Origin of the sequence: Marinobacter mobilis (genome assembly GCF_900106945.1) — a bacterium.
Classification (GTDB): domain Bacteria; phylum Pseudomonadota; class Gammaproteobacteria; order Pseudomonadales; family Oleiphilaceae; genus Marinobacter; species Marinobacter mobilis.
On record NZ_FNNE01000009.1, the window covers coordinates 199,036 to 220,397 of the forward strand.

The 21,362-nt window shown below is 51.4% G+C and carries 19 protein-coding genes; 14 read left to right on the plus strand and 5 right to left on the minus strand.

Features of this window, described 5'->3' with window-relative positions:
- Positions 1-388: 388 nt before the first annotated feature.
- The 11 genes from BLV11_RS14840 (at position 389) to BLV11_RS14890 (ending at position 14,086) form a co-directional block, all read left to right on the plus strand.
- Complete coding sequence (locus tag BLV11_RS14840) at positions 389-2,527, plus strand: adenosylcobalamin-dependent ribonucleoside-diphosphate reductase (protein ID WP_091816254.1); 2,139 nt, start codon at positions 389-391, stop codon at positions 2,525-2,527.
- A 28-nt stretch (positions 2,528-2,555) separates the two neighbouring features.
- Positions 2,556-3,251 (plus strand): TSCPD domain-containing protein, encoded by a 696-nt coding sequence (locus BLV11_RS14845; protein ID WP_091816259.1) that lies wholly within the window; start codon positions 2,556-2,558, stop codon positions 3,249-3,251.
- A 506-nt stretch (positions 3,252-3,757) separates the two neighbouring features.
- Entirely contained in the window at positions 3,758-4,726 is a 969-nt protein-coding gene (locus BLV11_RS14850) for an ABC-three component system protein (protein ID WP_091816263.1), read from the plus strand.
- A complete protein-coding gene (locus BLV11_RS18640) occupies positions 4,713-4,937 on the plus strand; it encodes an ABC-three component system middle component 6 (protein ID WP_091816267.1) in 225 nt (74 codons plus the stop codon). Before BLV11_RS14850 ends, BLV11_RS18640 begins: the two co-directional genes overlap by 14 nt.
- Complete coding sequence (locus tag BLV11_RS14860) at positions 4,928-6,643, plus strand: DUF2326 domain-containing protein (protein WP_091816270.1); 1,716 nt, start codon at positions 4,928-4,930, stop codon at positions 6,641-6,643. The genes BLV11_RS18640 and BLV11_RS14860 overlap by 10 nt, the downstream gene beginning before the upstream one ends.
- 120 nt (positions 6,644-6,763) lie before the next feature.
- Positions 6,764-7,258 (plus strand): hypothetical protein, encoded by a 495-nt coding sequence (locus tag BLV11_RS18245; RefSeq protein ID WP_139173243.1) that lies wholly within the window; start codon positions 6,764-6,766, stop codon positions 7,256-7,258.
- Between the two features lie 124 nt (positions 7,259-7,382).
- Positions 7,383-8,063, plus strand: coding sequence for a class I SAM-dependent methyltransferase (locus BLV11_RS14865; RefSeq protein ID WP_091816273.1), 681 nt, complete (start codon positions 7,383-7,385; stop codon positions 8,061-8,063).
- A gap of 189 nt (positions 8,064-8,252) precedes the next feature.
- Positions 8,253-8,702, plus strand: coding sequence for a hypothetical protein (locus tag BLV11_RS14870; protein ID WP_091816276.1), 450 nt, complete (start codon positions 8,253-8,255; stop codon positions 8,700-8,702).
- A gap of 241 nt (positions 8,703-8,943) precedes the next feature.
- Positions 8,944-9,945, plus strand: coding sequence for a pyridoxamine 5'-phosphate oxidase family protein (locus BLV11_RS14875; RefSeq protein WP_091816279.1), 1,002 nt, complete (start codon positions 8,944-8,946; stop codon positions 9,943-9,945).
- 296 nt (positions 9,946-10,241) lie between these two features.
- Positions 10,242-12,002 (plus strand): diguanylate cyclase, encoded by a 1,761-nt coding sequence (locus tag BLV11_RS14880; protein ID WP_091816283.1) that lies wholly within the window; start codon positions 10,242-10,244, stop codon positions 12,000-12,002.
- Positions 12,003-12,508: 506 nt separating this feature from the next.
- Positions 12,509-14,086, plus strand: a complete 1,578-nt coding sequence (locus BLV11_RS14890; RefSeq protein ID WP_091816291.1) for a hypothetical protein — start codon at positions 12,509-12,511, stop codon at positions 14,084-14,086.
- Between the two features lie 41 nt (positions 14,087-14,127).
- Here the strand turns inward: BLV11_RS14890 and BLV11_RS14895 are convergent, their stop codons facing one another.
- A complete protein-coding gene (locus BLV11_RS14895) occupies positions 14,128-14,964 on the minus strand; it encodes an AraC family transcriptional regulator (RefSeq protein ID WP_091816294.1) in 837 nt (278 codons plus the stop codon).
- 132 nt (positions 14,965-15,096) lie between these two features.
- On the opposite strand from BLV11_RS14895, the gene BLV11_RS14900 reads away from it, so the two are divergent.
- The gene (locus tag BLV11_RS14900) at positions 15,097-15,579 is read left to right on the plus strand and encodes a DUF417 family protein (protein WP_091816299.1); all 483 of its coding nucleotides are present in this window, start codon (positions 15,097-15,099) and stop codon (positions 15,577-15,579) included.
- Positions 15,580-15,716: 137 nt separating this feature from the next.
- Positions 15,717-16,286 (plus strand): carboxymuconolactone decarboxylase family protein, encoded by a 570-nt coding sequence (locus BLV11_RS14905; protein WP_091816302.1) that lies wholly within the window; start codon positions 15,717-15,719, stop codon positions 16,284-16,286.
- A gap of 69 nt (positions 16,287-16,355) precedes the next feature.
- Here BLV11_RS14905 and phaC read toward each other — a convergent pair whose 3' ends face one another.
- The 3 genes from phaC to BLV11_RS14920 form a co-directional block, all read right to left on the minus strand.
- Positions 16,356-18,131: a class I poly(R)-hydroxyalkanoic acid synthase gene (gene phaC, locus BLV11_RS14910; RefSeq protein ID WP_091816306.1), complete on the minus strand. Its 1,776-nt coding sequence runs from the start codon at positions 18,129-18,131 to the stop codon at positions 16,356-16,358.
- 84 nt (positions 18,132-18,215) lie between these two features.
- On the minus strand, positions 18,216-18,605 hold the full coding sequence (locus BLV11_RS14915) for a phasin family protein (RefSeq protein WP_091816310.1): 390 nt from the start codon (positions 18,603-18,605) through the stop codon (positions 18,216-18,218).
- A gap of 364 nt (positions 18,606-18,969) precedes the next feature.
- Positions 18,970-19,776, minus strand: coding sequence for a TlpA disulfide reductase family protein (locus tag BLV11_RS14920; protein WP_091816314.1), 807 nt, complete (start codon positions 19,774-19,776; stop codon positions 18,970-18,972).
- A gap of 327 nt (positions 19,777-20,103) precedes the next feature.
- On the opposite strand from BLV11_RS14920, the gene BLV11_RS14925 reads away from it, so the two are divergent.
- A complete protein-coding gene (locus tag BLV11_RS14925) occupies positions 20,104-21,102 on the plus strand; it encodes a transporter substrate-binding protein (RefSeq protein ID WP_091816318.1) in 999 nt (332 codons plus the stop codon).
- On the opposite strand, the gene BLV11_RS14930 is transcribed toward BLV11_RS14925, so the two are convergent.
- A partial coding sequence (locus BLV11_RS14930) for an IS3 family transposase (protein WP_139173244.1) occupies positions 21,072-21,362 on the minus strand: 291 nt, incomplete at its 5' end. The two genes, BLV11_RS14925 and BLV11_RS14930, sit on opposite strands and share 31 nt — an antisense overlap.

Sequence of the window (21,362 nt, forward strand, 5' to 3'; positions counted from 1 at the left end):
CGCCGATGCAAGTGTTTTTCCATTGAATTTTCTATCAGATCAGGGAAAGCTTAATAGTCGTCACCTTCTTCACACACCACTATATCCTGTTATACTTTCCGAAATCGCACCAACATGTTGGGTTATTATTAACCAAATCCGTTATTTCGTAACCAATCGTCCTTTCCTGTCAACGTTGCACCACCACCGCCACAAGCGGGTCAACACAGGGCCAGTCAACGGTTAACACACGACCACCAGATATAGTGGTTACGAAAACAGCAGTGCGAAGATCGGTTTTGAAGATTCATTAAACAGGTTTCTGGGGTAAGACGTCGTATACTGGCAGGACAACACTGTTGGGTACGTCGCCTTCAAGTTGGCACTATTGGGAAGTCAGAGGGCAAACATGAACGCTAAGGCACAGGCAGTAATAACAACAATTCCAATGCAGGACGCTTCACTGGACATCTGGAGCAGCAAATACCAGCTCAAGACCAAAACCGGCGAGCCTGTCGATAAAGATATTGAAGCCACCTACCAGCGCGTTGCCGCTGCCCTTTCCCAGGTGGAAAACAAGTCTGTCCGTGCCAAGTACCAGAAAGAGTTTGTCTGGGCGTTGCAGAACGGCGCCATCCCGGCTGGCCGTATCACCTCCAACGCCGGTGCCGAAGCCCACAAACCAGCCACGTCGACCATCAACTGTACAGTGTCTGGCACCATTAACGACTCCATGAACGACATCCTGGAGAAAAACCACGAAGCCGGCCTGACCCTCAAGGCAGGCTGTGGTATCGGCTACGAGTTCTCCACCCTGCGTCCCAAGGGTGCCTACGTGGCCGGCGCCGGTGCCACCACCTCTGGCCCGCTGTCGTTCATGGATATCTTCGACCGCATGTGCTTCACCGTGTCCTCTGCCGGTGGCCGCCGCGGTGCCCAGATGGCCACTTTTGATGTTCACCACCCGGACATCATCGATTTTATTCAGGCCAAGCGCGAAGACGGTCGTCTGCGTCAGTTCAACCTGTCCCTGCTGATCACCGAAGATTTCATCGAAGCCGTCAAGAACGACGACGACTGGAAACTGTCCTTCCCCGTCACCCAGAAAGAAGCCGACGAAGAAGGCCTGGACCTCACAGACGCCAGCCGCTTTACCTACCGCGACTTCCCGGTCACCAACGGCTACGTGGCAAACGACGAAGGCAAAGTGGCTTGCCGGATCTACCGCACCCTGAAAGCGCGGCTGATCTGGGACACCATCATGACCTCCACCTACGACTACGCCGAGCCAGGATTCATCCTGATCGACAAGGTTAACCAGATGAACAACAACTGGTTCTGCGAGGACATCCGTGCCACCAACCCCTGTGGCGAACAGCCCCTGCCCCCGTACGGCAGCTGCCTGCTGGGTTCAGTCAACCTGACCAAGTTCGTTGACTACCCGTTCACTGACAAGGCCAGCTTCAACTACGAGAAGTACCGCAAGGTTGTCGGCACCTTCACCCGTATGCTCGACAACGTGGTAGAGATCAACGGTCTGCCGCTGGCCGAACAGCGCCACGAAATCACCTACAAGCGCCGCCACGGCATGGGCATTCTCGGCCTCGGTTCCACCCTGGCCATGCTGCGCATGCCTTACGGCTCTGACGAGTCCGTAAAGTTCACCGAAGAAGTCGTTCGCGAGATGGCCATTGAAGGCTGGCGCCAGTCCCTGGCCCTGGCCGAAGAAAAAGGCGCTGCGCCGATCATGGACGACGACTTTGAAGTTACCCCGAAAATGCTGGCCAAGCGCCCGCAACTGAAGGCCGACGGCTTCAAGGAAGGCGACAAGATCAAGGGCCGTGTACTGCACGCCAAGTACAGCAACTACATGCAGCGTATCGCAGAAGTGGAGCCGGAGCTGGTCACCCAGTTGGCCGAAAAAGGTGGTCGGTTCACCCACCACACCTCCATCGCCCCGACCGGTACCATCAGCCTGTCACTGGCCAACAACGCCAGTAACGGTATTGAGCCGAGCTTCTCACACCACTACTCACGGAACATCATCCGTGAAGGCCGCAAGACCAAAGAGAAGGTCGATGTGTTCTCCTTTGAACTGCTGGCCTACCGCGAACTGGTTAATCCGGGCGCCATGCCGTTCTCCGACGACGCTGACAAGAAGCTGCCGGACTACTTCACCACGTCTGACGACGTTACCCCGGATCAGCACGTCGACATTCAGGCGGCTGCCCAGAAGTGGGTAGATTCTTCGATTTCCAAAACGGCGAACGTTCCGACAGACTTCCCGTACCCGGACTTCAAGAACATCTATATGTACGCCTACGATCAGGGCCTGAAGGGCTGCACCACCTTCCGCTTCAACCCGGAAGCCTTCCAGGGCGTACTGGTTAAAGAGAAGGATCTGGAGAACACGCTGTACGAATTTACTCTGGATGATGGCAGTAAGGTCACCCTGAAAGGCAACGAAGAGGTAGAATACGACGGTGAAACCCACACCGCCGCCAACCTGTTTGATGCCCTCAAAGAAGGCACCTACGGCAAGTACTAATCCGGACAACCGACACAGGACAACAACCATGACTGTAAAAATCACCAAGAACATCGTCGGTTACCGGGTGACCAAGGCCGACGAACAGAAGCCCCAGAGCCCGCAGCCGCAGGACAACGCGCCCAAGCCGGTTCTGATGAACGAAACCATCGAACGGCCGGACTTCCTGCTGGGCACCACCTACAAGATCAAGCCGCCGGTGGCTGAGCACGCGATGTACATCACCATCAACGACATCCTGCTCAACGAAGACACCGACCACGAGAGCCGTCAGCCCTACGAAGTGTTCATCAACTCCAAGTCGATGGAACACTTCCAGTGGGTTATCGCCCTCACCCGCGTTATTTCCGCGGTATTCCGTAAGGGTGGCGACGTGACCTTCCTGGTGGAAGAGCTGCGCTCCGTGTACGACCCCAACGGCGGCTACTTCAAAAAGGGCGGCGTATTCATGCCGTCACTGGTGGCTGAAATCGGCGCCGTCATCGAGAAGCACCTGAAGGCGATCGGCCTGCTGGAAAGCGAGGAAATGAGCGAAGCCACCAAACGCATCCTCGCCGAAAAGCGTGCTGAGTTTGAATCCAGCCAGAAGTCGGCCACCAACGACGACACCACCAGCGACTACCCCGCTAATGCCACCATGTGTGGCAAGTGCAACACCAAGGCGGTGATCGTAATGGATGGTTGTGCGACTTGCCTCTCCTGTGGGGACAGCAAGTGCGGCTGAGGTGAACAACCAGAAGCGCTGAACAGAAGGCCCGGCAGCAAACGCTCCCGGGCCTTTTTGTTTTGGGTGAGATGTAATCGCTTGAACGCGTCGTTATTACGCGGTGATATTACGAACAACAGAAGGACATGGATCGCAACACCCTGAATTTTTTGACTGTTTCAATTGCAGATTCTATATTTTTGCGTAATAACGACGCGCAAAAATGCAGAAGTCACGCTTTTGCAATAATGAAGCGTTCGGTCTAATACGCTGTTATACGACACGGCATCAGTTTCCGCGATCTACCCAAAGTGGAAGTAAAGGAGTTCTGAAATTAAGAATTATGAAAAATGGCAGTTTAATAATTATGCACGTGGGGAGTTAGTGAGAAGTAACCGCTGAAAAGTAGAATTCCGATTTGGGGTTTTCAATATTATTTTAATCATGAGAAAATATTTAAACGGTCAGGCCCTCATTAAGAGGGGCGGTGTTGTTTTTCTGAGAATGGTGTAGGGTGTTGCGAAATGAACAGAACATTATATTACAACTATATCGATGAAAAACTCCACGCATTGGCGATCAGGATTGATACCAATGGTAAGCTCAATCTGTTGCAACTGCACATGCATTCTGAGAGCTTCTATTTGCATTTTTTAAATTTGTTATATGGCTATGCACTGGAGAATTTGAATAAAACATTGCAAAATGTTGAGGCGATAGATCTTATAGATCATAAAAACATGTTAATTGTGCAGGTTTCTGCTACCTCTACAAAGGCCAAAGTTGAGTCCGCTTTAGGCAAGGACATAATTAAAAAATTCCCATCATATAGGTTTTTGTTTTTATCAATCTCAAAAGATGCTTCTAATTTAAGAAAGATGAACTTCAAAAACCCGCATGGGATATCTTTTTCCCCGACCTCAGATATCTTGGATACAAGATCAATATTAGATGAGGTTTTAAATAAAAAGATAGTGGAACAGAAAGAGGTCTATGAGTTCGTAAAAAATGAACTGGGCAGCGAAATAGATGCAGTAAAACTTGATTCAAATCTCGCTATGATTATAAATATATTGGCGAAAGAAGACTGGAATGATGATTCCCATGTTGAGCCAGTTCATAAATTTGAGATCGATAGAAAAATCCTACATAACCAGCTTGATAAAGCGAAATGCTTGATTGAAGAATATTGCCTTTATCATGGTAAAGTGGATTCGAAATATTCTGAATTTGACAGCATGGGAAGTAACAAAAGTACTTCAGTATTGGCCAAAATCAAGCGCGAGTACCTAAATAAAAAGGACTCTGGAAGTCCTGATGAGGTGTTTTTTTCTGTCATTGAGGTACTCAAGGGTAAGGTTATTGAAAGTGCAAACTACTCGCAAATTCCAATAGATGAGCTTGAATTGTGCATCGATATATTAGTTGTAGATGCATTTATTCGTTGCAAGATAATGGAAAGTCCGGAAGGGTACATGTATGCTGCTTCCTGATAACATTCACCCCGATAATAGTGTCTATTATAATGGTGCGATTGTGCTCCAGGTTCTCCAGAATAATGGAAGAATGGAGATTTTCGAGCTTTACGAAAAATCGAAAGGCGTGAAGGAAATGTCGTTTCCATTGTTTGTATTATGCCTCGATTGGCTATATCTAATTGATGCTGCTGTTTTAAATTCGGGCGAAGTCGAGCTATGTTCATAGAAAAACTCGTAATATCAAAATCTGGAGAAGCGATTCGGGAAATACCTTTTCATAAAGGTATCAACCTCATTGTTGACGAAAGCGACGGCCAAGTAACTGGAAATAGTGTCGGAAAAACAACCGTATTAAAGTTGGTAGATTTCTGCCTTGGTGCAAAACCCAAGATAATTTATGAAGATCCAGAAAATAAAAAGGAAATCTATACTTTAGTCAGGGACTATCTCGTAGAGAATAAAATCTCTGTTTTTCTATATATAACTGAAGATCTGGACGATGAAAAAGCTAGGTCGGTAGTTATTGAGCGAAATTTTTTGCCCAGAAAGAATATAGTTCGAAGAATAGATGGAGAACCTTATACCGAGAGCGAGTTTGAAGATAAGCTTACCGAGCTCTTCTTTCCTAGTCAGGTCGGTAAGAAACCGACGTTTCGCCAGATCATTTCTCACAACATTCGCTATAGTGATTTGAGTGTTTCTAACACTTTGAAAACTCTTGATAAGTATACGAGTGATGCTGAATACGAGACACTATATCTTTTTCTATTAGGTTGCGATTTCTCTAAAGGCAGCACGAAGCAGGAAATTCTACAAAAAATACAACAAGAAAATACTTTCAAGAAGCGTATCGAAAAAGTACAAACCAAATCAGCATATGAAGCAGCGCTAGCGTTAATAGAGATTGAAATAAAAGATCTAGATAAAAAGAAGTCTTCTTTGAATGTCAATGAGAATTTTGAGGAAGATTTGAATAGTCTTAACAAGCTGAGATATGAAATTAATTTATTAAGCAAGGATGTTGGTAACCTTAATATAAGAAAAAACCTTATAGAAGAGACTAAGGATGAACTTTCTTCGGCCTCCTCAAAAATTGACTTGGCTCAGCTAGAGTTAATATATAACCAGGCTTCTACTAACATTGATGGATTACAAAAAACCTTTGAGGATTTGGTTATATATCACAATCAAATGATCCAAGAACGTATTGGGTATATTTCTAAAGAGCTCCCTGTTATTGAAGGAAAGATTAATAGTAAGAGTGCAGATTTAAGGAAACTCTTGAAAAAAGAGCAAGAAATTGCAGATCTTGTTTCTAAAAGCTCTTCTTTTGAAGAGTTGGAAAGCCTAATCGCTGAGCTTAATGCTAAGTATCGAGATAAAGGTGAGTATGAAAGCATTATAAAACAGCTAGATGAAGTAGAGAAAAATATTAAAACGTATGAATCTGAATTAAATGATATAGATAAAGAGCTGTTCTCGGATGAGTTTGAGGCGATAGTAAAACAACAAGTGAATAAGTTTAATGAGCACTTTTCAGCAACATCCGAAGCCCTCTACGGTGAAAAGTATGCCCTTAAGTACGATAAAGTCGTTAACAAAAAGGGCCAAAAACTTTATAAATTTAGCGCCTTTAATACCAATTTCAGTTCCGGTAAAAAGCAGGGTGAAATTTCCTGTTTTGACATAGCCTACACGCTCTTTGCTGATGAAGAAAATATTCCTTGTATGCATTTCTTGCTAAACGATAAAAAAGAGCTTATGCATGATAATCAACTACTAAAGATAGCTGACCTTGTGAATAAGAATGGCTTGCAGTTTGTTGCTTCGATATTGAAGGATAAATTGCCGAGTGAACTAGATAACGAAGATTATTTTATTGTAAAACTTTCAGAGAATGACAAGTTATTTAGAATTGAAAATGACCAGTAAGGAAGAATGTTCGGACAGCGTATAACAAGGCAATTAAATTCGTTCCGGCCTACGGCCTCCACCGGACGCCCTTGTCAGGGCGCCGTTTATTGCTGGCGTTAAATCCTCAAAGAGGGAACTATGAGGCAATTGGTAGTTTTATCGGTTTTGTTGTTGATTACTGGTTGCGCAGGGCGCCTGAGCAATGATGGCGGATATGTTCAGTTTCACAGTGGTGAGGCTTTGCATCCAAGTGAAAAGGTCATTATTGAGGGACGCTATGCCTATCGGGATGGCACTCTGGCGAACGAAATGACACGAATCGTTGAAATCAACGGTGAATCTCTTCCGCGTGAGTGGGGAGTTGCTCCAGGAGCCAACAAGGTGTCACTTGTTCCAGGTTACTATGAAATAAAAATTCTTTATGTCCATGGTTCTGGTCAAATTGACTATTACACCTACTCGACAGTTTCTGCAATTCTTAAAAAGAACTGCACTTATCAAATCGTCACAAAATGGTCGTCTTTAGAAAAAACAATGTTTTTGGGCCTTAGCGGCAGACCGACTATAGACACTCAGCAACCTGATTGTTCAGTTCGACAACCTTCCCAAGAGGATCGGATGGTTCAAATTTAACAACTCAGGGAAGTCGGACGAAACTAAAAAGCTAAAAGGGGTCAGATCGATTTTGAATAATCAATCGGTCGCCATGAGCCGAGCGTTAGTACCGCAAGTCTTTTAACTCTGAAGGTACTGCAGGATGAGTAATCGTTCTGATCAATCAACCGATTTAGCGCAGAGCTGGATTGCGAATGCCGACGTCTGGACAGCCACCGTACGTGAGGGTGGCATCGAAAGCCGCCGACTCGTAACCGATCAATCCATCGTCAACGCCGTGCTCGCGCAACAACCACGGCGAGTGCTCGACTTAGGCTGTGGTGAAGGCTGGCTGGTTCGGGCGCTCGCCGGGCAAGGTGTTGACTGCGAGGGTGTGGACGGTTCACCCGGGTTAATTGATGCCGCTCAGTCTGCGGGAGGTGGCCGATTTCACGTCTGCACCTATTCAGAGCTTGCCGGCGGCTGCCCTCAGATAGGCAACGGCTTCGATGTTATTGCGGCTAACTTCGCCTTACTTCAGGAGGACATTGCTGCGCTATTGCGAGCCCTCAGGCAGTTGCTCGTTCCACGAGGAAAAGTGGTGATCCAGACGGTACACCCCGGGTCAGTGGACGGCGCTTATTGTGACGGTTGGCGAGAGGAAGATTTTCGGGACTTCAAGGGCTCATGGCAGCGCATGCCGTGGTACTTTCGCACTCTTGGCTCGTGGGTCGCTCTATTACGTGATAGTGGTTACGCCGTCATCGACTTGGCTGAGCCTCGCCACCCAGACACGCGGTCGCCCATGGCTCTTCTGGTCATCGCGGAGTCAGAAAAGTGCTAACGCGGCGGCTGAATCAATCACAGAAATGGTAAAGAACCGGAAGGCTGATCAAGGATTACAAGGATTTAAAAGGACACACGCACTCCAGCCCCCTATCGTGCCCAGCTGCTGATTGTTACCCTACCCGGCCTGACAGCAGGACCTGACCCCGCCATGCACGGATTAACATCATTAAAGGAATAGTGAAAGATGGTAGCTTCTATAACGTTTGTACTTGGATTAGCCTATTGTTTTATTGGTATGGGACTCATCGGTTATGTTGGACATGAGGTTTCACTACCGAATGAAGGGTTTTTTAGCAACTACCCCTGGTTATTTAACCTGCTTTCTTCGTTGGTCGTCGAGATCGTCACCGCTATCGTTCCAGCATTGATCATTGTCAGGCTAAACCACAAGAATGGTATGGCTTTAGCAACCGCCGGTGCGGCAGTTATCGTACCTCTGACAATTTATTTTTTATATCTTGATTTCGCCATCACAGACCAGCTGTCTGGACATGATTTACTAAGCACCATCATAGCAGCCACTGTTTCAACCTTGATTTTTATTGGCGTGCTGCCTTTGGTCATAGCCTGCATGAAAAAAGTCAGCGTTCTCACCCGTCAAGGCCGGGAACAGTATAAACCGCCCGCTGTCTGACATGACGGAAAAACCGGGACAGATTTTTTATGACCTGACTTCCAGACTCCTCGCTTTTCAGGCATGCGAAACTAGTTCTGTCCCGGTTTCGATGGTCGCTCCCCCCCTAAAGGCGAAACTGGCCCCGTAATCGATGGCCCAGGTTTCCGTACTCCGATAGAGTTCAGAGGGTTTAACAAATGGCACGCGCCCATTTTATTGTGGGTGGGAGCAGAACAAAAAATGTAGGAGCCATGTCGGTATGAAACTGACCAGCATTGACCAGGTACAGAAGATAGTCGGTAAACTCCCCGCTCCTCGAGACCTTAAAGTCATCGACCATATTGACGCCCATGGCGTTCGTTGGTTGAGATATTCCACATTCGCGTTTCTTGCTTTTGGTAATGCCGGGGGTATTCAGCTCACTGCAGCGGGCGGCGAACAAGGCTTTGCATCAATTTCTGACTCCGGGAATCTTCGGATTCCTGTGGCTGCGTTAGACGATGACTGTGTCATTACGCATGATGTGTCTTTTGGTGCGCTGTTTATGGTGAGCGGTATGGAAGAAACCTTGCGCGTTAATGGCAAGGTCTCTGGTATCGCTGATGGATGGCTGACCGTAGATGTACAAGAGTGTTATTTACATTGCGCCAAGGCATTCCGCCGATCCAATTTCTGGTCGCCGCAGTCAATAGGACCATCGCTTACTGAAATATCGGACTTTATAAAGCAGTCTATGTTTTTGGCTTTGGCAACCATTAACAGCAGCGGGCAAGCCGATGTTAGCCCCAAAGGTGATCCAGAAAATTTTCTTATGCGAGAAGAAGATGGGATTATTTGTTTTGCTGATCGGCCAGGCAACCGAAGAATAGACAGTTTTCGCAACATTATTGAGCAGCCAGAGGTTAGCATTATAGCCTTGGTGCCAGGCTGTCACGGTCTCCTGGAGCTTAGGGGTACCGCAGAGCTCTGTACTGATGAGCATCTCTTGCAGCAATTCGAGATACAGGGAAAGACGCCAAAACTCATTACAAAAATAACGCCAGCCTCAATGCGCATACGGTCAAGCTTGGCGATTTCCAATTCGGCCCTGTGGCCTGCCAAAACAAAGCCCAAGGATTTGGTACCTTCAGACATTTTTAAGGCCCACGTTAAAAGCAGTAAAGAACGTTCGTTAGCAGCAAAGGTTGCTCGTGCAGCGGTGTCTTTACCGGGTGCTATGGAGAAGGGCCTGGAGTTTGACTATAAAAATAACATGTACTGAGCGTCGAATACCCGGGCACCCATTAGCCAGTCGCAGACAATAGGCAACACCAACTTGCTGCAACCGTAGGTTGTGATGGTCCCTCCCCTGAAAACCGGGACAGAGTTAATTTCAGGTCATCCGCACGAACAGGAAACGGAACCCAAAACTCCGGGGGCCTGAAACCACCGGTTACCTCGATATTTTTTCTATAAACAAGGCGGCCTTGAAGCTACTATGTGGGGCCATTAAGTGGGTCGATTGTCTGTTTCCTCCTCTGATTTTTTGGCCCGGAAACCACGTTGGCTAGGATTGGTATGCGTCTTTGTGTAGTCGTTCTCGTGGCAGGTTTTGCTTTGCTGTCGATGGTGGCCAACGCTGCGGGCCTGTCGGTGATTTCAGGGCAGGATGTCGCCGTGCCGACGAGCGTGCCGCCGGCCAACATTGTTGGCGTCGACCGTCTGAAACTTGATGATCACTTTGAACTGTTTGAGGACCCGAGCGCTCAGCTGACGTTCGAGCAGGTTTCCTCTGAAGCATTTGCGTCCAATTTCCGCCCCCTTAACGGCGAGTCCTCAAATTTTGGTTTTAGTAACTCGGCCTGGTGGGTGCGCCTGTCCCTGGTAAATCCCGATGATCATCCTCGCAAGGTGGTCGTTCGCCAGGATTATCCGCTTATTGATTGGCTTGATGCCTGGTATACCGGCAAGGATGGGCAGCTACGGCACATAGAAACCGGGGACAACCGTGCATTCCATACCCGCCCCGTTGATCACCGGCTCTTCCTGCTGCCGGTGGAACTTCCTGCCAATAGCGAACGTACGCTTTATATTCGCCTCCAAAGCCAGGGAGCGATGAATATCGGCCTGTTCGTCCATGATCCTGTCGACATCATGAACATGGCTTTGCGGGAATACCTTTCCCTGGGTATCTATTACGGCGGCTTTATCGTGCTGCTGCTGTACAACCTGTTCATGTATTTAACGGTTCGGGAACGTGCCTTTGCCTATTACCTGGTTTATCTGGCCAGTTACGGGCTGTATATGTCGATCCATAACGGCATCAGTTTCCAGTTCCTGGCGCCGGATGTTCCGCTATTGCTGAACAAGGGGCTGCTGGTCCTGTTGGGGGTTTCCCTGTTTGGCGGCACCCTCTTTAGCCGGACCATCCTGAATACCTCTGAAATCACGCCGAAGGGAGATGCCATCGCGTACTTCCTGCAGATAGGGGCTTTGGTCGCGACTGTTGTATCGCCGTTCGTAAACTACCACCTGATGATTATTCCCTTATCGGTGCTGACCGTTGCGATCTGCGTTCACATGCTGGTGCTGGGTGTTTTGGCCCTGGCTCGCGGGACCGGCACCGCGCGGTATTACATGATCGCCTTTAGCGCCCTGCTATTTTCGGTATACCTCTATATGGCCAAAACCTTTGGTCTGCTCCCCCACAACTTCTTCACCCAAAATGCGTTCCAGATCGGTTCGCTGATTGAAATGGTTTTGCTTAGCCTGGCCGTGGCCAGCCGTCTGAATGAGTTGAAGACAGAATCCTTCACCGATGCCCTCACCCAGCTCTATAACCGTCGCTATTTCAATGACCAGATGACCATCGAATTCACACGGGCGGCCCAGAATTCCCAGGATCTATCGCTGGTCGTCATTGATATTGACCGCTTCAAGCATTTCAACGACAGCCACGGACATGCCCGAGGTGATTCAGCCCTGAAAGCGGTCGCCGGTATTCTGAAGAGCACGGTTCGCAAACCGAACACAGTTTGTCGCTACGGGGGCGAAGAATTTGTCGTCATCTTACCGGAGACATCCACAGCAGACTCGATCGCTGTTGCGGAGAGAATTCGGTGTGCCATTGAAAAGGAAACCGGCCCATCGTTTGCCCTCACCGCCAGTCTTGGCGTGGCATCGTTGCAGGATGGTCAATTTGAGTCAGCCGAAGCGTTGTTTGTAGCGGCCGACCATGCGCTGTATCACGCCAAAGCATCCGGGCGAAATAGAGTGATCGGTTATCACCAGGAACAGGCGCGGCCAATGGCTGACCAGCGGATGGTGGGTACCGTTTAACGGATCCTTGCCCCCCGGGTTTTGCCAATAAACACTCGCTGTCGCCAGACGTTTTTCAACCACTTTCGTTGACGAAAGATCTAACGATGATTAAGCGTTTAATAGACAAGCTTGGCTCAACCGTTTACGTACAAATCTGGCAAAACCGGATCAAGGAAGCTGATGCCAGTCATGACAACAGGGAGGTTGGAGTAAAGCCTAACAAGGAAAACTATTTGCGATTAGCTTTCTGGGTTGTGGTTCTGCTTGGCGCTCTGTGGGTCAGCATCTCACCCGTTTAGTCAGCCTGTCCCCAGAAAACCGCCCCCGCCCCCCGACATAAGTCTAAAATTGATCAAATAACCACCATTCTGTGCAATGTTCACGATCGGACTCGGTAGTCAGTCGACCGTCGGTTGGTTACGATGCCGCCTGTTATTTAGGTTGCTCATGACTGATGCGTTAGTTCAACCGCCCCTGCGACCCGCTCACATAGTTACCAAAACCCGTTAGAGGAGTTTTAGCTGATGAAGGGAAAGAATCCCGGAAACGGAACTCATCAGAACACCGGTGTATGCTTTCCGTTAAATGGACAGAATCAGCGCAGCACCTCCGATTTTGGTAAGCAGGTAATGGCCGCTGCGCTGGCAGGCGTCAGCGACGAGTCCGCCCAAGCCATACTTGCCGAGCGCTCGTGGCGCAAGAACTATTACCGGCATGCGCCAAAACTGACTGCATTGAGTTCGGCAAACACCGCTCACTCGCTCCAGATTGCCGAACAGGGGTTGGATGCCGTCCACAACGGCTTTCGTTTTTCCCGAGGCGGAACGGAGCAGCTACTTTCGCAAGCCATGGACCGCTACACCGAGAGCACGTTGCATACAGGCTGTGTCGAAGGCACCGGCGCCGTGACAAACCGTCGCTTCGAGATGCCCTACCGCGGAGATCGCCTCAGCGGAGAAGCATTCACCACCCAGGTGAACGCGTGGGAACGGAAAGGCATCATAGAACCCTCCTGTGCACAGGCCCTGCGTGATATCTCGACACGGGATCTGGCGACCGAAATACGGGGGCATCGCTTTGCGCTGCTCGGAGCCAGTTCCGAAATGGGTCCCTGCCTGACCCTGCTGGCACTCGGTGCAACGGTGATCGCTGTTGACCTTGATCGCCCTCAAATCTGGGCAAAGCTGATCGCCTGCGCACGGGAATTGCCGGGTACACTCTTGTTTCCGATGCATCAGCCTTACTCCACCGAGCTGTCTGATGAGGAGCTCGCGGCGAGCGCCGGTGCGAATCTGTTAACCGAAACTCCGGAGATTCGCACATGGCTCTGCAGCCTGCCGGGGCCGATGACCGTCGGCGCCTATGCTTACCTGGATGGCGCGAAACATGTATCACTGGCCGTGGCCATGGATGCCATTGTAAAGGCAGTGCTGGCCAGGGATCCCAGAAACGCATTTGCGTTTATGTTAACGCCAACCGATGTGTTCGCAATCCCGGAGGAGACGGCAGAAGCCTCCGAACGGGCGTATGCCCGCAGCGTCTGTGGGGGCGGATTTCCGGGAAGGCTCCGAGCGGCGGGCCGTCGCAAGCACATGTTCAAACCCAACCTGGTGTCCCGGGTATCGTCCGATAACGGACGCCAGTTCGGCCTCATTGACAGCCTGGTCCCGCAACAGGGGCCAAACTATAACCTCGCAAAAAACATCCAGCGGTGGCGGGCCATTGTCGCACGGCAGCAAGGTCACCGTGTGTCGGCCAATGTCGCCGCAGCGACCATGACGGCATCGGTCACGAGCAACAAGTTGTTTGAGCTCGGCTACGAAGGCTGCGCCCTGTTTGGTATTGAAGCCTTTGAGCCTGACACCAACCGGTCACTGATGGCGGGCCTATTGATCTACGACATGATCGCCGAGGAATCGGTGGCAAATCCCGACGTACAGCTCGACAATCCCCAGGAGCTGTTTATGTTCGGAGCAAACCATGGCGGCTTTTGGCGGACAGCATTTCAGGTGAGGAGTGCGCTGCATGCGGCTGTCCTGGTAGGCGTCAACATGAAGGCGCAAAAATATCTGGGAAGCCTCTGGCACAGAAAAAAGGGCTGACCGGTATACCGATCTCCCGTCTGGCCCTCCTCCTGAGGCCTTCAAGCGTTGGGGTCCGTCGTGCGCTTCTTCCATTCGCTCGGACTCAAACCCACTCTTTGGGAGAACGCCCTTGAGAACGAAGGCGCGCTGCTATAACCGGATCGATCTGCAACCAGGTTTACAGGCAAGTCTTTCTTGAGCAGTGACTGAGCAACCGCAAGGCGCCAGCGCGCCAGATACTCTCCGGCTGGAATGCCCACCGTTGCGGTAAAATGCGCTGAAAACCGAGCCCGTGACATACCCGTGGTTTGGGCCAGGGCTTCAAGTGTCCACGGATAAGCGGGGTCTTCGTGGACAGCGGTCAACGCTTTGGCCAGACGTTGGTCGGCTAATCCCACAAACAATCCGGTTTCAATCAGGCCGCGGTCCATCACACTTCGAAACATGTGAATTAGCAGAACTTCGGTCAGACGGTCCAGCACCGATTGGCGACCACACAGATCCGAGAGGGCTTCAGCAAACAGAAGTTCAATCAAGCCATGGAGTTCCGGCAAATCCTCCAGCTGTAAAACCAACCGATCGGGCAATGCGGCAAGAAGTGGGTTACCGATAAGATGACCGAAATCGATGGTGGCACAGACCAGCTCAGAACCGTCGTCAAACGGTCTGGTTAAACGATGGTTCATCGGCCTCGGAAACAACACGGCGACCGGGCCGGTTAACATCACCTGCTGGCCCCCGGACGCCAGCAGTTCGAGATGCCCCGCCCTTAACAGGTGCAAATGCCCCACCCCCTCAGCAGCGCTGAATTCAGACGCACCGCAGAGTGCCCCACTGAAAAATACATGAGCGTTGAGATCAAAGCGTTTGAGAAGTGGGGACAATCGATCAGCCATTGCCAGGCTCCCTTCACTAAAATATGAGACGAATTGGTAAATTTAAGATCCTTTATGACACCTAAAGGATCGATCATATCACTACTATAGCTTCCGTAAACACACAACATTCCTATTACGGAGGCAGTAGTTATGACCACAGTTCACCAATGGATCGACCACATCCACAGCACGTTAGCGCCTAAAGCACTCTACTTTTCGCTGGTTATCGTTTTTTTATGGTTTGGACTGATGAAATTTTCATCATACGAAGCACAGGCCATTGAAGGTCTTGTTGCGAACAGTCCCTTCCTGAAGGTGCTTTATCACTTCTTCAGCGTGCAAGTCGCTTCAGCCGTCATTGGAACGATCGAAGTGACCATCGCGGTCCTGCTGTCCCTCCGGTTTTTCTTGCCAAAACTGGCAGCGATTGGTGCTGCAGGCGCGGTCGTTACGTTTCTCTTAACGTTGACCCTGTTTCTCTCTACACCTGGTGTCTTTCTGCCCGACGTGGGTCCCGCAGCCATTTCCGTGGTCCCCGGACAGTTCCTGCTCAAAGACCTGACGTTGCTCGCCGCATCCTTCTGGGCCCTGGGCAATTCATTGAAGGCCGCCTTCCCCGCTGATCACTCATGAACGCTGCGCGCCTCCCCACAACCGGCTGACGCGCTTCACAAGAACGCCATTACAGAGCAATCGGACCGGGGCACCTGAACCTTTCAGCCTCCCTGGTTCATTCCAACCCCAAAACTGAAGACACAGAGGTAACTACCATGACACGCATTCAAACACCGGATATCAACAGCCTGCCGACCCGCTCCCAGGAACTTTTAGGCGAGGTTAAGAAGAAGCTCGGATCGGTTCCCAATCTCTTTGCTTTACTGGGCAACAGTCCCCAGGCGCTGAGCAGCTACCTGAACCTGGGCGAAAACCTGGGCACCGGATCTCTCGGGCCGGCTTTGCAGGAACGCATAGCCCTGAGCGTGGCGGAATTCAACGGTTGCGAATACTGTCTGGCCGCGCACAGCTTGATCGGCGAGAAAATCGCTGGCCTCACCAACGATGAGATTATCGCTGCGCGTCAAGGCAGGTCAGCGGACTCAAGGAGCCAGGCAGTGCTGTCGTTTGTTCAGGAAGTCCTCAAGACCCGGGGACATGTGGCCGACGAATCCCTTGAAGCCATTCGCAGGGCAGGAATCAGTGACGGTGAGGTCGCCGAAATTGCGGCCAACATTGCGCACAACGTGTTGACCAATTACTTCAATAACGTCGCGCGTACCGGTCTCGATTTCCCTCGCGTTCCTGCCTTGGCAGAGGTCGGCATCCAGTCATCGAAACCCTGACGGTAAACCCGGTCGGGCAGCAGGACCCTTTTGGTCAGGGTGATCATGTCCTGCCGCCCGACGCCAGACCTAGACCAGTCGCTTCCTGACGTAGCTGCCAGGCGCCGCCTCAATCACCGTCAGCTTGTGATCACCGGGAATACGGGGCGCTACCTCATCGCCCTGGAAGCGGCTGACCCAGTCCTGCCAGCTTGGCCACCAGGAGCCTTTATGGTGGGTAGTTTGCTCGAACCATGCCTCGGGGCTCTCGGCCTCGCTGTCGTTGACGTAATAGCCGTACTTGCCTGGCTCCGGCGGGTTGATGATGCCGGCAATATGCCCGGACTGGCCCAACACAAAACGTTTCTCACCAGAGAACAATTTGTAGCCCGCATACGTCGATTTCCACAATGCAATGTGATCCTGCTGGGCCGAAATGAACATGGCGGGTGTATCGATGCTGGTCAGGTCGATGGGGGTGCCTGCAACGGTCAGGGCATTGGGCTCTTGCAACTTGTTGTTCACATACATCTCGCGGAGATAATACTTGTACATCGCAGCCGGCAGGTTGGTGGAGTCTGAGTTCCAGTACAGCAGGTCAAACGGCAGCGGCGGCTCACCCTTGAGGTAGTTGTTAACGAAGTAGGACCAGATCAGGTTGTTTTCTTTCAGGGAGGAAAAACTCAGGGCAATAAAACGGCCATCGTAATAGCCGATCTTGTCGATGTAGGTTTCCAGGGCCTGGATGACCCTCTCGTTAAGATAAACACCAATCTCCCCTGGGTCAGAAAAATCCATTAAAGTTGCAAAAAATGTGGACGATCTGACGCGATTATCGGAGATTTTCTTGAGATGGGCCAACGTGGTGGCAAGCAAGGTGCCACCAACGCAGTAACCAATGGTATTGAGTTCGCGCTCACCGGTCGCCTGTTCGACGGCATCCATGGCGGTCAATACGCCTTCCTGCACGTAATCCTCAAAGGTGGTGTCGCGATAGGATTCATCCGGGTTGACCCAGGACATCATGAACACGGTGTGGCCCTGACTGACCAGCCAGCGTACCAGGGAATTCTTCTCAGCCAGATCCATGATATAGAACTTGTTGATAAACGGCGGCACGATCAGCAGAGGTCGTTGGTGAACGGTTTCGGTGGTCGGCTGATATTGAATCAATTGGAACAGCCGGTTCTGGAACACCACCTCACCCGGCGTGGTTGCAATGTTCTCACCGACCCGAAAGGCCTGCTCGTCCGTCATGGATACGTTGAGTAACTGACGGCTTCGTAGGATGTCCCGATAGAAATTTTCCAGCCCCCGGACCACACTGAGCCCCCAGGTCTCACGGCATTTGCGGACCGCCTCCGGGTTGGTGATGAAGAAGTTGGTGGGTGCCAGGGCGTTGGCGAACTGGCGCACCAGGAACGTAAGCTGACGGCGGCTGTCATCGCTTAGCCCATCCAGGTCCTGGGTAAGCTTATCCAGGTATTGGGCATTGATCAGGTAAAGCTGAGCAATGGCGTAATAGAACGGGTTCCGAGCCCATGCCTCGTCGTCGAAGCGGTGATCGCTGCGCTCTGGGGCCACGACCGGATCGGTGGGTTGGCGCATGGTGGTCAAGGCAACATTCTGCACCAGTTGCCAGTACTTCAGGGACAGCTCGAGGTTGTCCTGCATGACCTTGCCTGGATCGACGATGGCTTCGCGAAAGGCATCGGTCAGGCTGGAGGTTACATCCAGGACAAAGGAGTTGTCCGGGGTAGCCAGCTTGCCGGGAGCCAGTCCTTTGGCGACGGTGTCCCGCGATAACTTCGCCAGGACTGTGACGTGTTTCAGGTAGTCTTTCGCAAATTTCGGCAACAGTTCCATCGTAGACCTCAAATTTGAACGCGATTTGGCCAGCCACCGGGCAGAACCCGCTGGCTGGCCACCCTTTTACGGCGAAAAAGGAAATCAGTTGTTGGCGGTCGCTGCCTTTTTCAGGCTGGCGGAAGCCGGCTTTACTGGAGCAGCCGGTTCTTCCTCTGCTTCAGGCTTGACCGCTCCCTGGAGAAGCTGGCTGGCTTCGTTGCGGAACTCTTCGGCGACCTTGGCATACTGCTGGAAGTCGTCAGACATCTGCTTCACCAGCTGGTTGAAACGCTCCGGTTGTTCTTCGACAAAGTTCTTTACCCCCTCGAAGTCGCGGATACCCGCGGCCGACTTGGTCTGGTCTTCGATCAGTCCCATGTAGCCACGGAGGCTGGCCATCTGGGCATCAACAATGCCTTCGTAGGTGCTCATCACCAGCTTGTTAAGGCGGTTTACAGGTTCGGCGGAAATATTGAACGTATCAGTGAACATGGCTCAGTTCCTTCTGTTTAGGTTGCAGTAATAGCGAGCCCGCCAGTAAGGCGGCACTCATTTCGGTTGGTGGTGTTCATTCAATCAATAAAACGGCCACCGTCTATCGAACAATCGGCGCGGGTGATCATCGAGAACGTCCTTACACCATCGCTTGGCGGCTTCCAGTCCGTTATGACATACAGATTGAACGTCAAACAGTCCGGCCGAGTCTTGCTCCAGGTCATATTAGGTTCAATGAGTGTGGCTTCGTAACCACGAAATGCCTGCTGTTACCGGGCGTGTTAAAGGGGCCGCCTGGCCTAAAGTGAACGTTCCTTGTGACCAGCGTATGAACACTCCATGAACAGAGAAAAGGGGCAAGCTACTTAAAACGCTCAAGGTTATAAGCCAGGGAGGCAGCGGACAGCTCACCCATGTGGGCACTCACCTGCCGCCCATCGGCGTCATAAAACAGGGTGGTCGGCAGGCCATGGCTACCGGTCGTACGTCCCATGCTCGCGCCAACATCTGCGAATGCGTTATCCAGTAACAGCTTATTCTGGTTGAGAAAATGCTGAATGGTCTCTGGCTGCTCTCCCTGGTTCACAAACACAAAGGTGATGTCCGGATAATCTTTTTGTGCCTGTTCGAGCACTGGCATCTCCCGGATACACGGCGGGCACCAGCTTGCCCAGAGGTTCACCACCATAGGTTTACCGTTCGCGAGGTCAGACAGGACAACGGGGCGGCGGTCGAGATCCGCCAGCGGCGTCTCCGGCATTCCCCTCGCCGAGCCTTCGACGAGGGCGATCAGCAGGGTGAGCGAACCCCACGTCAGAAACCCGGCGGCTGCGGCACGCCCGAGCACCCGCCGAATGGCTGGCTGACGCCAGAGTTTCCAGGCCAGCATGGCTAAGGCGCCAATCAGCCCGGAGACCCAATCAAAACCACCGTCCCGAATATCGATCACACCCAGTAAATCGCTTTGGTAATGCTCGAAATAACGGACGACGAAGCCAATTCGGGCCGCCAGCATAGCGGCCAGCAAGATGTCTGACAGAGGACTGGCAACAGGAATACTCGCCTTACGGCCCGCGATGGCCCCAACCAGCAGGGCAATAATAAACCCCAGGATCAACAACACCTGCCCCATAGACAGGGCAAGAGGTCCAACATTAACACTTAGCATTACGTCTCCTTCGGATCTGAAAACTGCCTGTAAAAGGCAGCTAATCGAGGCTCTGTTAGCCCACCTTTCCTGTGTTCAGTCCGACTTCGATCATAAAGCAGCGTTTTTGTTCATTGAGAACCATCAATTTAATCGCCCCTTTCGGCGAGGAAGAAAATGGGACCGCCCCATCGGTACCTTGTGGCTGCAACGGGGGGAGGCATTAACCGGCAAAAGCGGAACACCATCGCAAACGTGTACACATAATTGCATTCAGCAACTAAGATTTAGTGTGTAACAGGCAGGTGATCTGTTGCCGGCTCTGGCGTCCCTGACGGCAAGTGAGACATGAGCGTAACGATGAAAAACACAAGATTGCAACGTGTTGGCGGCCTCCTCCTGTTAGTAGCGGTCATACTGACCAGCATAGCGCTCAGCCTTCAGAAGCCGGTTAACCCCATCCGGATCGGCGTCCTGCATTCTTTAACCGGTACCATGGCCGCAAGTGAGCAGTATGAGGTGGCCGTCATCCGGGCCATGGTCAATGCAACCAACCGGCAGGGCGGCGTTCTTGGCCGCCCACTTGAGATGATCCTTGCCGATGGACAATCCGATCCCGAGACGTTTGCCAAAGAAGCCGAAACCTTGCTGCGAGACCGGTCGGTTTCGGTGATTTTTGGCTGTTGGCTGTCATCGAGCCGGCAAGCCGTAAAACCCATTATCGAGCGTTATGACTCCCTTCTGATGTATCCCGTCCAGTACGAGGGACTGGAGCAATCGAAACACATCATCTATGCCGGCTCCACCCCAAATCAGCAGCTGTTTCCCGCGTTAACCTGGGCCCGGCAGGCGTTTGGAACCAAGCTTTTTCTGGTCGGCTCAGATTACACGTACCCCAGATCGCTCAGCTTTATCATCAACGTGTTAGGCCCGAGGATTGGCCTTGAGGTGGTCGGCGAGCACTATGTTGAGTTAGGTAATCAGGAATTCGACAGCCTACCCCGGGAAATTTTCGCGTCCGGCGCGGACTTTGTCATCAACATGCTGAACGGTGATAGCAATACGGGCTTTTTCCACTCGATGGATAAGGGGTACCAGCAACACGCCGACCGCACCCTTCCTGCGGTCATTTCTTTAAGCCTCGATGAGATCAGTGCCAGGGCCCTCCCCAACCTTCAAGGGCACAGCTACCTTTCCTGGAGCTACTTTTATTCCCCCCAACACTGGACCAGTTTGGAGGAACCCATCGTTCAAGATGCGCTAACCAACGAACTGGCCGGCCAGCCGGTCGGGTTCTACCCCGTTTCCACGGACGGTTATAAAACGGTGCAAAGCTTCCGATCCTGAGTGGCAACTCTACGTCGCATCCTCGGATTATGGAATCGCTCGATGTAATCGAATATGTCGGCCCTTGCCTCATCCAGGGTTCGATAGCGCCGGCGATGAACACGCTCGCGCTTGAGTATTCCGAAGAACCCCTCACAAGCAGCATTGTCGCCGCAGTGCCCGACAGCGCTCATACTACTTACCACGCGATTACTGCCAAGGAAGCGTTGGTAATCGCCACTGGTGAACTGACTACCGCGATCTGAATGCAGAATGACAGG

What these genes read in the sequence shown, in the direction of transcription:
- BLV11_RS14840 (WP_091816254.1), top strand. Translation starts at nt 389, where the DNA reads ATGAACGCTAAGGCACAGGCAGTAATAACAACAATTCCAATGCAGGAC.
- BLV11_RS14845 (WP_091816259.1), top strand. Translation starts at nt 2,556, where the DNA reads ATGACTGTAAAAATCACCAAGAACATCGTCGGTTACCGGGTGACCAAG.
- BLV11_RS14850 (WP_091816263.1), top strand. Translation starts at nt 3,758, where the DNA reads ATGAACAGAACATTATATTACAACTATATCGATGAAAAACTCCACGCA.
- BLV11_RS18640 (WP_091816267.1), top strand. Translation starts at nt 4,713, where the DNA reads ATGCTGCTTCCTGATAACATTCACCCCGATAATAGTGTCTATTATAAT.
- BLV11_RS14860 (WP_091816270.1), top strand. Translation starts at nt 4,928, where the DNA reads ATGTTCATAGAAAAACTCGTAATATCAAAATCTGGAGAAGCGATTCGG.
- BLV11_RS18245 (WP_139173243.1), top strand. Translation starts at nt 6,764, where the DNA reads ATGAGGCAATTGGTAGTTTTATCGGTTTTGTTGTTGATTACTGGTTGC.
- BLV11_RS14865 (WP_091816273.1), top strand. Translation starts at nt 7,383, where the DNA reads ATGAGTAATCGTTCTGATCAATCAACCGATTTAGCGCAGAGCTGGATT.
- BLV11_RS14870 (WP_091816276.1), top strand. Translation starts at nt 8,253, where the DNA reads ATGGTAGCTTCTATAACGTTTGTACTTGGATTAGCCTATTGTTTTATT.
- BLV11_RS14875 (WP_091816279.1), top strand. Translation starts at nt 8,944, where the DNA reads ATGAAACTGACCAGCATTGACCAGGTACAGAAGATAGTCGGTAAACTC.
- BLV11_RS14880 (WP_091816283.1), top strand. Translation starts at nt 10,242, where the DNA reads ATGCGTCTTTGTGTAGTCGTTCTCGTGGCAGGTTTTGCTTTGCTGTCG.
- BLV11_RS14890 (WP_091816291.1), top strand. Translation starts at nt 12,509, where the DNA reads ATGAAGGGAAAGAATCCCGGAAACGGAACTCATCAGAACACCGGTGTA.
- BLV11_RS14895 (WP_091816294.1), bottom strand. Translation starts at nt 14,964, where the DNA reads ATGGCTGATCGATTGTCCCCACTTCTCAAACGCTTTGATCTCAACGCT.
- BLV11_RS14900 (WP_091816299.1), top strand. Translation starts at nt 15,097, where the DNA reads ATGACCACAGTTCACCAATGGATCGACCACATCCACAGCACGTTAGCG.
- BLV11_RS14905 (WP_091816302.1), top strand. Translation starts at nt 15,717, where the DNA reads ATGACACGCATTCAAACACCGGATATCAACAGCCTGCCGACCCGCTCC.
- phaC (WP_091816306.1), bottom strand. Translation starts at nt 18,131, where the DNA reads ATGGAACTGTTGCCGAAATTTGCGAAAGACTACCTGAAACACGTCACA.
- BLV11_RS14915 (WP_091816310.1), bottom strand. Translation starts at nt 18,605, where the DNA reads ATGTTCACTGATACGTTCAATATTTCCGCCGAACCTGTAAACCGCCTT.
- BLV11_RS14920 (WP_091816314.1), bottom strand. Translation starts at nt 19,776, where the DNA reads ATGCTAAGTGTTAATGTTGGACCTCTTGCCCTGTCTATGGGGCAGGTG.
- BLV11_RS14925 (WP_091816318.1), top strand. Translation starts at nt 20,104, where the DNA reads ATGAGCGTAACGATGAAAAACACAAGATTGCAACGTGTTGGCGGCCTC.